This is a genomic window from Robiginitalea aestuariiviva (assembly GCF_029537735.1).
GTDB classification, from domain to species: Bacteria; Bacteroidota; Bacteroidia; order Flavobacteriales; family Flavobacteriaceae; genus Robiginitalea; species Robiginitalea aestuariiviva.
Window position 1 is genome coordinate 234,087 of sequence record NZ_JARPUQ010000002.1, and the last position, 14,384, is coordinate 248,470.

Consider the following 14,384-nt stretch of genomic DNA (forward strand, 5'->3'; position numbering starts at 1 on the left):
AATGCTGCTTTACACTTTACTTTTAACTTTAAAACACATAAATAAGTTATAAATCAAAAGTGCTTATAAGATAAGTGTTTTATTTGTGTAATCTGTAATCGATTTTTGACTTCAAAATAGAACTGAAATGTGCGGAATAGTATGTGCTTTTGAATTGAAACAGCCTGCGGAGACCCTCAGGCCGCAGTTGTTGGAAATGTCGCGCAAGGTGCGTCACCGGGGCCCGGACTGGAGCGGGGTGCACGCCACCGATAAGGCCATCCTGGCCCATGAACGGCTGGCTATTGTGGATCCCAGCTCCGGGAAGCAGCCCCTGCTAAGCCCGGACGGGCAGCTGGTGCTGGCGGCCAATGGCGAAATCTATAACCACCGGGAACTGCGCAAACGCTTTGAAGGCCAATATGCCTTTAAAACGGAATCGGACTGCGAGGTTATCCTCCCGCTCTACCAGGAAAAGGGCCCGGGCTTCCTGGATGAGCTCAATGGCATTTTCGCCTTTGCCATTTACGACAGTACTGCCGACAGCTACCTGGTGGCCCGGGATCATATGGGGATTATTCCCCTGTATATCGGCTGGGATGCCTACGGCACCTTTTATGTGGCTTCTGAGCTGAAGGCACTGGAGGGCACCTGTACGAAGATCGAACTCTTCCCCCCCGGGCACTACCTTTCCAGCGAAGTGGAAGGTTTCCAGCCCTGGTACCAGCGGGAATGGAAGTCTTACGACGCCGTGAAGAAAAACCCCACCAGCATTGCAGACCTGCGCAAGGCCCTGGAAGATGCCGTACACCGGCAATTGATGTCCGACGTGCCTTACGGTGTATTGCTTTCCGGGGGGTTGGATTCTTCCGTGACCTCGGCCATTGCCAAAAAATACGCAGCCAAGCGGGTGGAGACGGACGACACTTCAGACGCCTGGTGGCCGCAGCTGCACTCCTTTTCGGTGGGCCTGGAAGGTTCTCCGGACCTGGCAGCTGCCCGGAAGGTGGCCGATCACATCGGGACGGTACACCATGAGATTAAATTTACCATTCAGGAAGGCCTGGATGCCATCCGGGATGTGATCTACCACCTGGAAACCTACGACATTACTACCATCAGGGCTTCCACGCCCATGTACCTCATGGCCCGGGTTATCAAATCCATGGGTATCAAAATGGTGCTTTCCGGAGAAGGTGCGGACGAGCTCTTTGGTGGCTACCTCTACTTTCACAAGGCACCGAGCCCCAAGGACTTTCACGAGGAAACCGTGCGCAAGCTGGAAAAGCTGCATATGTACGATTGTTTGCGGGCCAATAAATCCCTGGCGGCCTGGGGTATTGAAGGACGCGTTCCCTTCCTGGACAAGGAGTTTATGGATGTGGCCATGCGCCTGAACCCCAAAGACAAAATGATTACCCCTGAGCGTATGGAGAAGTGGGTGGTGCGTAAGGCTTTTGAAGACTACCTGCCCGAATCCGTGGCCTGGCGGCAGAAGGAACAGTTTTCCGACGGGGTGGGGTACAGTTGGATCGATACGCTGAAGGAGGTAGTGGCCCGGGAAGTCTCGGACGAGCAACTGGCCAATGCCCGTTTCCGCTTCCCCCTGCAGACTCCGACCTCCAAAGAGGAGTATTACTACCGCAGCATCTTTGAATCCCATTTTCCCAGTGATGCCGCGGCCCTGAGCGTACCCCAGGAGCCCTCCGTGGCCTGCAGTACCAAGATTGCCCTGGAATGGGACGAGGCCTTCCGGAACATGAATGATCCTTCCGGTCGCGCCGTGGCCAAAGTACATACGGACGCCTATGTGAAGTAAAGCAAAGCCCGTCCGGCCTGCCTTATGGATGGTCGGTTGGGCCTACTCTGGATTAGTCCTTGAAAAGCACCGGCAACGGTGCTTTTCCTGTTTGTCCCGGACGGGGTTTGGGAACCCTGTTTTTTCCACAACAATTGTTGATAACTTGGAGTCCTCCAAAATGGCGAAAAGCGCCTATTTGCAAGGGTAATGCCTATATTTGTGAGATTGCAAAATTGCAGCGATATCAACCGAATCAGCAATGAGTGAAGAAGTAAACAAAAAGTCCTATTCCGCGGACAGCATCCAGGCGCTGGAAGGCATTGAACACGTGCGCATGCGCCCCTCCATGTACATTGGGGATGTGGGGGTCCGCGGCTTACACCACCTGGTATACGAAGTAGTGGATAACTCCATCGACGAAGCGATGGGCGGGCACTGCGATACCATTTCGGTGACCATTAACGAAGACAACTCCATTACGGTCCAGGACAACGGCCGGGGTATCCCGGTGGACCTGCATAAAAAAGAAGGTGTATCCGCCCTGGAAGTGGTCATGACCAAGATCGGGGCCGGGGGGAAATTCGACAAGGATTCCTATAAGGTTTCCGGGGGGCTCCACGGGGTTGGGGTCTCGGTGGTAAACGCCCTGTCCGACCATCTGAAAGCCACTGTCCACCGCGACGGCAAGATATGGGAACAGGAATACGAACGGGGGCGCTCCCTGTATCCGGTTAAAAGTACCGGCACCTCCGATACCACGGGTACCATTGTAACCTTCCACCCGGATGTACAGGTATTCCAGGAAACCATTGTTTACAATTACGATACCCTGGCCAACCGCATGCGGGAACTGGCCTACCTGAACAAGGGGATCACCATCACCATTACCGACCGCCGCCAGAAAGACAAGGAAGGGGAGTTTCAGAGCGAAACCTTCAGTTCGGAGGAAGGCCTCAAGGAATTTATCCGTTTTCTGGATGGCAACCGGGAACCCCTGATCCAGGATGTTATTTCCATGGAAGGGGAAAAGAACGGGATTCCGGTAGAGGTAGCCATGGTCTACAATACCTCCTACACGGAAAACCTGCATTCCTACGTCAACAACATCAACACCCACGAGGGGGGTACCCACCTTTCCGGCTTCCGCCGCGGGCTGACCACCACTCTGAAGAAATACGCGGACTCCTCCGGGATGCTGGACAAGCTGAAGTTCGAGGTGGCCGGGGACGACTTCCGCGAAGGCCTTACCGCCATCGTTTCCGTGAAGGTGGCCGAGCCCCAGTTTGAGGGGCAAACCAAGACCAAACTCGGAAACCGGGAAGTTTCTGCCGCCGTAAGCCAGGCAGTTTCCGAAATGCTAACCGATTACCTGGAGGAGCACCCCGAAGATGCCAAGCGCATCGTGCAAAAGGTGATCCTGGCTGCCCAGGCGCGCCACGCGGCCACCAAGGCACGTGAAATGGTGCAACGGAAAAACCCCATGAGCGGGGGCGGGCTGCCCGGGAAACTGGCGGACTGTTCCGATCAGGATCCCGAACGCTGTGAACTCTTCCTGGTGGAGGGGGATTCTGCAGGGGGTACGGCCAAGATGGGCCGTGACCGGAATTTCCAGGCGATCCTGCCGCTACGGGGTAAAATCCTCAATGTAGAGAAGGCCATGCAGCACAAGGTCTTCGAAAACGAGGAAATCAAGAATATCTATACCGCCCTGGGGGTATCCATAGGCACAGAGGAAGACAGTAAGGCCCTGAATATGGACAAGCTCCGCTACCACAAGATTGTGATCATGTGTGATGCGGACGTGGACGGGAGCCATATTGAAACCCTGATCCTCACCTTCTTCTTCCGCTATATGCGGGAACTGGTGGAAAATGGCCATGTCTACATCGCCACCCCGCCCCTGTACCTGGTCAAGAAAGGCAGCAAGAAACGCTACGCCTGGAACGACAAGGAGCGGGATGCCATTACCGAGGAATTTGGGGGCTCCGGGGTAAACATTCAACGGTATAAGGGTCTCGGGGAAATGAACGCGGAGCAGCTCTGGGAAACCACCATGAACCCGGAGGGACGTACCCTGCGGCAGGTAACCATAGAGAATGCCACCGAATCCGACCGGATCTTCTCCATGCTGATGGGCGATGAGGTGCCGCCCCGCCGGGAGTTTATTGAGAAAAATGCCGTCTACGCCAACATTGACGCATAAGAATTCCCTTTTCACAACAAAAACCCCTGTCTCCGGCAGGGGTTTTTTAGTTTAGAGGTAAAATTCTTACACCATGAAAAGATTTGCTATGCTGTTGGGGGTTTTGGGGAGCACTGCCCTGGGAACTGCCCAATCGAATGTAAACGACCTGCTGGCTGCCGGCCTTGCCGATGCCCAGCGCTTCACCACGGATTACCTCTCTCCGGCCCAGACGGGTATTGTATACAGCCTGGGTAGCTCCTGGCTGAATACGGCCAAGGCCAAACCCCTGGCCGGTTTCGAAATCGGATTCATCGGTTCCATGGCCGGGTTTAAAAACAAGGAAGACAAGAAAAGTTTTGTCCTGAATACGGCCGAGTACGAAAACCTCCGGTTTGAAGACGGCAGCACCTCCAAGAGCGTAAGTACGGCCCTGGGAGAGCTCTCGGGCATTAATGTGGTGGTGGAAGACGAGAATGGTTTCTTTTCCCAGAGCTTTGAGCTGCCTACGGGCCTGGCTTCCGAAAATATCAACTTCTTGCCTGCCGGCTTTTTGCAGGTTGGGGTAGGGTTGATCAAAGGGACTGAGATCAAAGCCCGTTTCCTGCCCAAGATCGATACGGACGAGGTAGAGGTAGGCCTGTATGGCTTTGGTATCCTGCACGATTTCACCGAACACCTCCCGGCGGACAAGCTCCTGCCCATTGCCATTTCCGGCTTTATCGGCTACACCCACCTGGACGGGTCCTATGACTTTACCAATACCAATTTCATCGACGGGGAGAACCAGCGTATCGAGGCCCGCTACAATACCTGGACGTTCCAGGCAGCGGTGTCTACCCGCCTGCCCGTCATCAACTTCTACGGCACCCTGGGGTATATCAGCGGGAAATCCGAGACCGATATCCTGGGAACCTACCGGGTAACCTCCGGCCCCTTCCAGACTACCTATACCGATCCGTTTTCCATCAGCCAGAAAGATGGCGGGGTCACTGCAGGGGTTGGTACCCGGCTTAAACTGGGCTTTTTCCGCCTGCATGCAGACTACACCCTGGCCGAGTTCAATATCTTTTCTGCGGGGGTAAGCTTCGGTTTTCGCTAGGCCAGAGGCCAACCCTTTAAAAGGCAACAGCCCGCTGCACAGCGGGCTGTTTTTGTTTTGGCCTTCTCTTTAATTGCCGCCGGGCCTGCATGGGCTGGTAAAACGGGAAGGCATTGTTTCCTTGGCAGCCCGGGTTGCCGGGTTTGGAGGGGGTAAAAAAATAACAGCCCGCCAAATAGCGGGCTGTCTCCGTCGATCTCTATGGAATTTAAGACTCGGGAATTATTCGCGCGTCGCCAGGATTTCGCCCTGGTGATCTTCGAGCAGTTCGCTGCCTTCGCGAAGCACAATCTTCACAACATCGGACGGCAGGTCTGTGCCCGGGTATTCAATATGGTAAAAGCCCTGGCTGAATTCCCAGCTGAAATCACTCTTAAAGGTGATCTGGGAACCTTCGTACCGCTGGTAGCGGCCCAGGTAAACATCGTTAAAGATCCATTCTTCCCGGAGGGTCACCTTCTGGGCAGGCTCCTGGGCAATTTCGGTACGGCTCCAGATGCCGATTACGGGATCGTCGTTTTCGGGGATTTCGGAACAGCTGCTTACGGCCATCAAAAGGCACAAAAACAGCGGGACAAGCGGGGGTAACTTTCGCTGCATGACGTAGGTAGGTTTAGGATTTGGGTATTATGCCAACGGGGGTAAAACCGCGGTATTGCCTTTTTTTCGACGTCCGACACCCCGCCTGCCCGTTTTTCGACCAACGGCTGATTTTGTTAACATTTTTTTAGCCTGCCACCCCGGCTGAAACCGGTGGGATTCCCCTGAATTCGGACGGTTTTTCCGCATATTTTCGTTAATTTTGTGGCCGCTTCTAACCTCTGTTAAAAACACATCGATATGAAAGTTACCATTGTAGGTGCCGGGGCCGTCGGGGCCAGCTGTGCCGAGTATATTGCCATCAAGAATTTTGCGGCCGAGGTGGTGCTGCTGGACATCAAGGAAGGCGTTGCCGAAGGCAAGGCTATGGACCTGATGCAGTGCGCTTCCCTGAACGGGTTTGATACCCGTATTGTAGGGTCTACCAACGACTACAGCAAAACTGCCGGCAGTGACATTGTGGTGATCACCTCCGGGATTCCGCGCAAACCGGGGATGACCCGGGAGGAACTGATCGGCATCAATGCCGGCATTGTAAAATCCGTGGCAGGCAGCCTGCTGGAGCACTCCCCCGAGGCCATCATGATTGTGGTGAGTAACCCCATGGATACCATGACCTACCTGGTACATAAGACCACCGGCCTGCCCAAGAACCGCATCATCGGGATGGGCGGGGCCCTGGACAGCGCGCGGTTCAAATACCGCCTGGCCGAAGCCCTCGAAGCCCCTATTTCCGACATTGACGGCATGGTAATTGGCGGGCACAGCGATACCGGGATGGTGCCCCTTACCAGCCAGGCCACCCGCAACAGTATCAAGGTTAGTGAATTTATCTCCGAAGACCGACTGCAGGAGGTTGCCGAAGCCACCAAGGTAGGCGGCGCCACCCTGACCAAACTCCTGGGCACCAGCGCCTGGTATGCCCCCGGAGCTGCGGTTTCTGCCCTGGTGCAGGCCATTGCCTGCGACCAGAAAAAAATGTTTCCCTGTTCCGCCCTGCTGGAAGGGGAGTATGGCCTGGAAGACCTCTGTATAGGGGTGCCGGTAATCCTGGGGCGCAATGGGATTGAGCGCATTGTGGAACTGGAACTGAGCCAGGCGGAAGCCGACAAGATGAAGGAAAGCGCCGCCGGCGTTTCCAAAACCAACGGCCTGCTGGAGGTTTAACCAGCGATTCCCTGCCAAAAGCCAGCATCCTCCCCCGGGAGGATGCTTTTTTTATGGGGTGCTGCAGGCTTCCCAACCCGGCGGGACGGGCTTCTGCGGGCTTTTACAAAAGCTGTGATTTTATTGGCAGTTCCTAGGGGAAATAATATATTTGCACGCTGTTCGCAGCATGTATCCATTATTCAGACAAGCACTTACACATGAATAACAAAGGACTTATCCGGCTGTTTGCCTGGCTCTTTGGCCTGGTAAGCGTTTACCAGCTTTCCTTCACTTTTATTACCTCCAAGATTGAATCCGATGCAGAGGCCTATGCCGTGGCTTCCATCCCCTCAGATGAGGAGGATTATGTAGCCAAAAGGGAGCAGGTGGAAGCCCGTTACCTGGATTCCGTAGCCAAGAACCCCATTCTCGGGTTCACTTCCTACGAGGATGCCAAGAAGAAAGAATTAAACAAAGGTCTTGACCTTAAGGGCGGGATCAATGTAACCCTGCAAATCTCCGTTCGGGATATCCTGTCCGGCCTGGCCAACAACACCAAGAACCCGGTGTTTAACAAGGCCCTGGCCGATGCGGACGAAGCTTCCAAAAACAGCGATGCCACGTACCTGGAGCTGTTCTTTGACTCCTTTGACGCCATCAAGGGGGACACCAAACTGGCATCTCCGGATATCTTTGCGAACAAAGGTCTCAGCGATGAGATTAATTTTGAGATGACCGACGACCAGGTCAAGCCCATCATCCGCCGGAAGGTGGACGAGGCTGTGATCTCGGCTTTCGAGGTGTTGCGGGAACGTATTGACGGTTTTGGGGTGACCCAACCCAACATCCAGCGGGAAGGTAATTCCGGACGTATTCTGGTAGAGCTCCCCGGGGCCCGTGATATTGCCCGCGCCCAGGACCTGCTCTCCAGCACCGCCCAGCTGGAATTCTGGGAAACCTATGAGCCCGGCAACCAGGCCCTGCTGAACTTTCTGATCCAGGCCAATGAGGCCCTGAAATCTATCGTGGAGGCCGAGGCCCCCCAGGCCAAGGAAGCCAGCGAGATCGATTCCCTCCTTTCCGATGTGTCCCAGGATTCTCTGGACCTGGCCCAGCAGAGCAACCCCCTCTTTGAAAAGATGCAACCCAACCCGGGCGGGGTAGCCATTGGGGTAGCAGCCATCCAGGATACGGCCCAGGTGGGCGCCTGGCTGCGCCTGCCACAGATCCGCAGATTGCTGCCGGCTGAGGTACAGTTTACCAAATTTATGTGGGAACGCCCCACCCAGGGCTCCGAAGTGGCAGCCCTCTACGCCCTGAAATCCAACCGGGCAAACACCCCGCGTATGAGCGGAGACGTCGTGAGTGACGCCCGCGATCAGTTTGACCAGTACAACCGCCCCTCCGTAGGGATGGATATGAACGTACGCGGCGCCCGCGACTGGAAACAGCTCACGGCCGAGGTATACGAAAACCAGACGGCCATTGCCATTGCCCTGGACAACCGGGTATACACGGCTCCGGGCGTTAACGAACCCGGCGGGATTTCCGGCGGGGCTACGGAAATTTCAGGGACCTTTACCGTAAACGAAACCAAGGATATCGCCAACGTACTGCGTGCCGGGAAACTGCCCGCCAAGGCGGAGATTATCGACTCTTTTGTAGTTGGACCTTCCCTGGGTCAAGAAGCCATCAGTAGTGGTTTTATGTCCTTTATTATTGCCATGGTCTTTGTGCTGCTGTGGATGGTATTCTACTACGGCAAGGCCGGGGTATTTTCGGATATTGCCCTGATCTTTAACATTGTCCTGATCTTTGGCGTGCTGGCCAGCCTGGGGGCGGTACTGACCCTGCCGGGTATTGCCGGTATTGTACTTACTATCGGGATGTCTGTAGATGCGAACGTTCTGATCTTTGAACGGATCAAGGAAGAGGTGCAGAAAGGCAAAGGTATGTCCCAGGCCGTTTCGGACGGTTTTGACAATGCCCTTTCCTCCATCCTGGACGCCAACATCACCACCGGCCTTACCGCCATTATCCTGCTGGTATTCGGATCCGGGCCGATCAAAGGTTTTGCCACCACCCTGATTATCGGTATCCTGACCTCGCTCTTCACGGCGATCTTTATTACCCGCCTGCTGGTTGACGGATACCTGGCTAAGCGCGGGCGCAGGCTGGATTTTGCTACCGGCATGACCAGGAACCTGTTCCGCAATATGAATATCGACTTTTTGAGCAAGCGGAAAATTGCCTACGTCATTTCGGCTATTCTGGTTATCGGAGGGCTTTCTTCCCTGTTCACCAAAGGCCTGGACCAGGGTGTGGATTTTGTCGGGGGGAGGAACTACCAGATCCGGTTTGTGAACCCGGTAAACCCAACCGAGATCACCTCTGAACTCACCGATGCCCTGGGTAGTGCCTCGGCCAAGACCTTTGGGGATGCCAATCAGATCATGGTGACCACCAAATACAAGGTGGACGTGCAGGGTACTGAGGTAGATGACGAAATCCTGGGAATCCTTTTCAACGATCTGCAGAAGTACCTGCCGGACGGGACCACGTACGAGGACTTTATCCCCGGCGGGACCAACGATGAGATTGGGGTTATGAAATACCGCAAGGTGGGCCCGACTATCGCGGACGACATCAAGAAAAATGCCGTCTGGGCGGTATTAGGTTCCCTGGCAGTGGTGTTCCTGTACATCCTGTTGCGTTTCCGCAGGTGGCAGTTCTCCCTGGGTGCGGTGGTTGCCGTCTTCCACGACGTAATGATCGTGCTAGGGGTCTTTTCGGCTACCAGTGCGCTGATGCCGTTCAGCATGGAGATTGACCAGGCTTTTATTGCGGCCATCCTGACGGTGATCGGGTATTCCCTGAACGATACCGTGGTGGTGTTTGACCGTATCCGCGAGATTATAAACGAACGGGGCTGGCGTTCGGGCGAAAATGTGAACCTGGCGCTCAACAGCACCCTGAGCCGGACGCTGAACACCTCCCTGACCACGTTGGTGGTACTGCTGTCTATCTTCATCTTTGGAGGTGAAACCCTGCGCGGGTTTATGTTTGCTATGATTGTAGGGGTTATAGTGGGGACCTACTCCTCCCTGTTCATCGCCACCCCGGTGATGTTCGATACCCTGGAGCGCAAACTTTCCCGCGGGAAGAAGCAATAAAATTCCTATCGGAAATGAAAAAAGCTGCATCCCCCGGGGGTGCAGCTTTTTTTTATGCTGTACTCAGTCCTGCTCCTGCAGCCATTTACGCGCTGTGCGCCTGCTGCTAAAAACAGCAACTTCATAACCCAGGTGTACCATAAACGAGCGGACCAGTTGCAAGGTCATCTGGTTGTCCGAAGCGGTCACAAAGGCCAGTTTATAATTCGGACTCCACCCGGCCTTTTGGGCGTTGCGGGCAATATCCATACTGTATCGGATGGGGAGGGGATGCTGCAGCTGCATGCGGGCAAGCACCCGGTGCTGTTTTTCCTGCCGGCAGATGTGGTCCATCTGACCCCATAACTTCCGGCTTTCACTTACGACATATTCTGCCGTGCCTTTGCCGGAAATTTCCAGGTCCACATAGTTTTTAACAACCTTATACTTTACCTGTGTAGGCATATACCAAGAATAATACCGGCCAGCGGTGCATTTTGGTTAGAAGGTTGTTTGGCGCCTTATTAAGGCTATTAGAAATATACTAAATATTACGAATAAAAACCATAAAAAATTAAAGGTTAATTCATTATGATTAACATAAAAATATTTAATATGTTAAAATGATGAAAAAAACTTAAACGACAATGGCTTTAGATCCCAGGGGTCCGGGTTGAAGTTCCAGTACTTGCTCGGGCAATAGTCCAGGTTCCTTTCGGTGGGAGACAAAAACAATAGCTGTTTCACTCTGCGAAGCCATCTTGGCGATCAGGGCCGCCACGCCGCGTGCTGCCCGGGTATCCAGGCCGGCAGTAGGTTCATCCAGGATCAGCAAGGGGGGATGCTTGATCATGGCCCGAGCACAGAAGATCAGGCGCTTATCCCCTTCGGTAAGGTCGCTAAAGCGTTCCTGTCCGCGCGTTTCCATTCCCAGGAACTTCAGCCACTGCTGAGCCAGCAATTGCTGGGCATCGGTGGGTTGAACGTACAGACCTATGGAGTCCGTAAGGCCTGAAATCAGCATATTTTCCAGCGTATGATACCCCCGGAACCGATCTGACATGGCCGGCGTAAAATAACCCAACAGGGATTTGATGTCCCATACGCTCTCTCCGCTGCCTTTTCGTTTTCCGAAAAGGTACATGTTCTGCCCAAAGGCCTTGGGATTGTCGCCGCTGATCATGGTAATCAGGGAAGACTTCCCGCTGCCGTTTGGCCCGCGCAGTTCCCAGAAATCTCCCTTGCGGATTTCCCAGGTTATCTGATCCAGCACGGGGGTTTGGCCATACGTCAGGGTTACCTCCTGTAAGGATACCAGGGGATCCGGCAACTCTGGCCAGGACCTGGGCGGGGGAGGTACGGTGCCTGTAAACCGTTGCTTTCCATGAACTTCGGGCTCATAACCGGGAAACCCAACCAAGGCTAAGCCGTCCAGAAATGCACCCTGTCTGATGCAAGGCAATCGGTCTTCCGCCCGGCTGATCAGTTGTATAAAACAAACGGAATTTTCCTGCTCTGCCAGGAGGTTGTACAGGGCTTGCTGATATCCCTGGTCCAGGTTGTCGAATGGGTCGTCCAGGATCAGGTACTCCGGTTTCCCGGAAAGGAGATAGGCCAAAAGCGCCTTTTTGCGTTCGCCACTGGAAAGGGTGCGAAGGGGCCTTCCGGCGTATGGTGTTAAGGCAGAGGTTTCGTGCCGGGCCTCCTCCTCAAGGAATTCGGCTATTCGCGCATTGGAAAACCATCTGCCCTGCCGCCCTTTCAGGAAATTAAGTTCCTGGGGCGGGTCATCCGAAAGCAGGCGTTGAGCCAGGGCCGTCTTTCGGGAGGCATTGTCCGTGTAAATAGCGGTATGCAAACAAGGTGACATCGGCTTTTCTTTGCGAATTAGAGGTTTAAAATTATGGGAATCACGGCTTCGCGCCCCTGAAATATGACTTTTGTTACATTGGAATTAAATTCGAATTGGTACCTTGAAAGGCAATAATGCGCCACAAGATATTGAAATTCATCCTGGTTTGCCTGCTCTGCATAGGGCTGGTTTCCGGGTTGGTGTGGCTGATTATCGAATTAACAAAACACTAGACCAATGAAAAAAAACATGGGAATGGCGGACCGCGTGATCCGCTTTATTGTAGCGGCCATTTTTGCGGTCCTTTATTTTACAGGAACGGTAACCGGCACCCCTGGCATTATCCTGCTGGTACTGGCCGGCGTTTTTTTGCTAACCAGTTTTGTGAGCTTTTGCCCCTTGTATGCCCCCTTTGGCATCAATACCTGCCCAACAAAACACGAATAACCCGTATTTTGGATAAATGCGTTCAGGCGCCCCGGCAATACGTCCGGGGCTTATGCTTTCGCGTGATAGCAAAACACGCCCACAGGGTTGCCTTTGAAGATTGTCTGTGTTTCCAATTGCATACCCAGCCGGCGGGCTACCTGGATTGAAGGGGTGTTCTCAACGGCAATAATTGAGATCAGCCGGGTGGCCCATCCCTGCTGCAGGGCGGTGTCTCGGCAATGCAGGGCCGCCTCCGTGGCCAGACCCTTGCCACGGGCCTCCGGGAATAGCGCATATCCCAATTCCCATTCCATCCGGCCATCTACTTCCTGGCGGGTGATCCCGCACATCCCTTGGAGTTGTCCGGTTTTCAGGCATATCAGGGCATTCATGCCGCCCAACCCCGAGCGGTACCGTTCCAGATTTCGACCGTACAGGGCTTGCCAGGACGCCTCCGGCGTGGCCGGAGCCCCCTGCCAGTACTTACGACTTTCCGGGTCGTTAAAGAAAGCACGCCAGGCCATGGAGTCTTCGGCCTGCAACCGACGGTAAGCAAGTCTGGGGCTGCGCGTGCCTGCCAGCAATCCAAAACCAGGAGTACCCGGAGTCAGGTTCATGGCAGGCGTTCAAAACGGATGGCATCGCCTACGGCTATCCCCCAGCGGTCGGATAAACCACCTTTAATTTCCAACACGTATTGTACCGGCGCCCCGGAAGGGATACCGGATTCGTCCAGGGGTGCGGCGTTTTTTCGGATGGTTACGATTTTCAGGCTATCGTCTATAAAGAGGAGATCCAGTGGGATCAGCGTGTTTTTCATGTAGAAGGAATGCACGGCCGGGGCCTCGAAGATAAAGAGCATGCCCTGTCGGTCTTCCATGGTTTTCCGATACATGAGCCCGGTTTGGGTTTCGTATGCCGTTTCGGCAATTTCGATATCCAGGTTTACACGAATGGAATCCGTGCCGGCCTTCAGGATTTCCAGTGCCCCTTCGTGGGTAAAACCTACTTCCCGGGTTTGCAGCGGGATTTTGTCCCCGTCCTTACAGGCCCAACCCAGTAAGAGAAGCCCCAGGGCAAGGGCCGGGAGCCATGTTTTAGATTGTACCTTAAGCATGGCCCCTGGGTTTACGGAACATAAAGTACAAGCCCAGGAGAATGAACGGGATACTGAGCCACTGGCCTGTAGAGAGGTAGCCCAGGGCCTCTTCGAAGCCCCCCTGGCTTTTCTTGACAAACTCGACAAAGAAGCGGATGCCCCATAAAGCAATCAGGAACAGCCCGAAGAAATACCCGGGGCGGTCCTTTTTATCGGTCTTCTGATACAGCCAGAACAGGAGTAAAAAGAGCAGCAGGTACAGGGCCCCTTCGTAAAGTTGGGCGGGATGCCGGTAGGGGATGCCCTGGAGGTATTCCGAGAACTGGGGGTCTTGCGCCAGGGCCTTGTAAGCGGCATCCGGGTTGTTGATCCCGGTAATCTGCATGGCCCGGCCCGCTGGCATATCGTCTGAATCCCGGACAAAGCGTGTAGCCAGGAAAAAGGAAGACTCGGTTACTTTCCCGTTGATCTCGGAGTTGAAGAAATTCCCGAGGCGGACCATAAAAGCGCCCAGGGAAATGGGTATGACCAGCCGGTCCAGCACCCACAGCATTTTAAATTCTTTGTATTTCCGGGTGTAGAGATAGATCCCGATCAGGATGCCAATGGCCGCCCCGTGCGAGGCCAGGCCCAGGAAGCCGGTAAATTCGTATCCGTTGATCAGCCCGAAAAGACTGCTCCCGGCAGATTCCCGGATAGGCATCAAAATTTCCACCAGGTGTTCCCGGTAGTAGTCCCAATCGTAAAAGAATACATGCCCCAGACGGGCCCCGAGCATGGTGGAAAGCACCACATAGATGAACAGGGAATCCAGGTGCTCCCGCGTTTTGCCCTCCCTGGTGAAAAAGCCTTTCATCAGGTACCAACCAGCGGCAAAGGCGATGATCCAAAGCAGGTTGTAATACTTAATCTGCAGTACGCCCAGGCTAAAAAGGGTGTCGTCCGGATTCCAGGTAAATCCCAAAATAAACATAGGGTGAGTTTTGAGGCTAAGATACTAAATCCAGAGGCCAGGGCAGGCCCCGATGGTGGTAAAATG

Annotated in this window: 12 protein-coding genes; 6 read left to right on the forward strand and 6 right to left on the reverse strand. The window is 54.2% G+C overall.

The genetic code is table 11. From position 1 onward, the window contains the following. Window positions 1–127: 127 nt before the first annotated feature. The 3 genes from asnB to OZ410_RS07760 all read left to right on the forward strand — a co-directional run bounded on the left by asnB (window position 128) and on the right by OZ410_RS07760 (window position 5,064). Window positions 128–1,798, forward strand: a complete 1,671-nt coding sequence (gene asnB, locus OZ410_RS07750) for an asparagine synthase B (RefSeq protein WP_277707381.1) — start codon at window positions 128–130, stop codon at window positions 1,796–1,798. A 241-nt stretch (window positions 1,799–2,039) separates the two neighbouring features. Further along, the gene (gene gyrB, locus OZ410_RS07755) at window positions 2,040–3,983 is read left to right on the forward strand and encodes a DNA topoisomerase (ATP-hydrolyzing) subunit B (protein ID WP_277707382.1); all 1,944 of its coding nucleotides are present in this window, start codon (window positions 2,040–2,042) and stop codon (window positions 3,981–3,983) included. Between the two features lie 73 nt (window positions 3,984–4,056). After that, the gene (locus OZ410_RS07760) at window positions 4,057–5,064 is read left to right on the forward strand and encodes a DUF6588 family protein (protein ID WP_277707383.1); all 1,008 of its coding nucleotides are present in this window, start codon (window positions 4,057–4,059) and stop codon (window positions 5,062–5,064) included. Window positions 5,065–5,286: 222 nt separating this feature from the next. On the opposite strand, the gene OZ410_RS07765 is transcribed toward OZ410_RS07760, so the two are convergent. Beyond that, entirely contained in the window at window positions 5,287–5,664 is a 378-nt protein-coding gene (locus tag OZ410_RS07765) for a hypothetical protein (protein ID WP_277707384.1), read from the reverse strand. Between the two features lie 240 nt (window positions 5,665–5,904). Between OZ410_RS07765 and mdh the strand changes: the two genes are divergently transcribed. Beyond that, a complete protein-coding gene (gene mdh / locus OZ410_RS07770; protein WP_277707385.1) occupies window positions 5,905–6,831 on the forward strand; it encodes a malate dehydrogenase in 927 nt (308 codons plus the stop codon). 200 nt (window positions 6,832–7,031) lie between these two features. Then, window positions 7,032–9,986: a protein translocase subunit SecDF gene (gene secDF / locus OZ410_RS07775; RefSeq protein WP_277707386.1), complete on the forward strand. Its 2,955-nt coding sequence runs from the start codon at window positions 7,032–7,034 to the stop codon at window positions 9,984–9,986. A 63-nt stretch (window positions 9,987–10,049) separates the two neighbouring features. On the opposite strand, the gene OZ410_RS07780 is transcribed toward secDF, so the two are convergent. Both OZ410_RS07780 and OZ410_RS07785 read right to left on the reverse strand, forming a co-directional pair. After that, window positions 10,050–10,430 (reverse strand): hypothetical protein, encoded by a 381-nt coding sequence (locus tag OZ410_RS07780; protein WP_277707387.1) that lies wholly within the window; start codon window positions 10,428–10,430, stop codon window positions 10,050–10,052. 172 nt (window positions 10,431–10,602) lie between these two features. Then, window positions 10,603–11,835, reverse strand: coding sequence for an ATP-binding cassette domain-containing protein (locus tag OZ410_RS07785; RefSeq protein ID WP_277707388.1), 1,233 nt, complete (start codon window positions 11,833–11,835; stop codon window positions 10,603–10,605). 219 nt (window positions 11,836–12,054) lie between these two features. On the opposite strand from OZ410_RS07785, the gene OZ410_RS07790 reads away from it, so the two are divergent. Next, the gene (locus OZ410_RS07790) at window positions 12,055–12,264 is read left to right on the forward strand and encodes a YgaP family membrane protein (protein WP_277707389.1); all 210 of its coding nucleotides are present in this window, start codon (window positions 12,055–12,057) and stop codon (window positions 12,262–12,264) included. A 50-nt stretch (window positions 12,265–12,314) separates the two neighbouring features. On the opposite strand, the gene OZ410_RS07795 is transcribed toward OZ410_RS07790, so the two are convergent. The 3 genes from OZ410_RS07795 to lgt are packed head-to-tail and all read right to left on the reverse strand — an operon-like array spanning window position 12,315 to window position 14,318. Continuing rightward, window positions 12,315–12,863 carry a GNAT family N-acetyltransferase gene (locus OZ410_RS07795; protein ID WP_277707390.1) on the reverse strand — a complete coding sequence of 183 codons (549 nt, stop codon included), beginning with the start codon at window positions 12,861–12,863 and terminating at the stop codon, window positions 12,315–12,317. Beyond that, a complete protein-coding gene (locus tag OZ410_RS07800; protein ID WP_277707391.1) occupies window positions 12,860–13,363 on the reverse strand; it encodes a DUF192 domain-containing protein in 504 nt (167 codons plus the stop codon). The genes OZ410_RS07795 and OZ410_RS07800 overlap by 4 nt, the downstream gene beginning before the upstream one ends. Then, a complete protein-coding gene (lgt, locus tag OZ410_RS07805) occupies window positions 13,356–14,318 on the reverse strand; it encodes a prolipoprotein diacylglyceryl transferase (RefSeq protein WP_277707392.1) in 963 nt (320 codons plus the stop codon). Before lgt ends, OZ410_RS07800 begins: the two co-directional genes overlap by 8 nt. Window positions 14,319–14,384 lie beyond the last annotated feature (66 nt).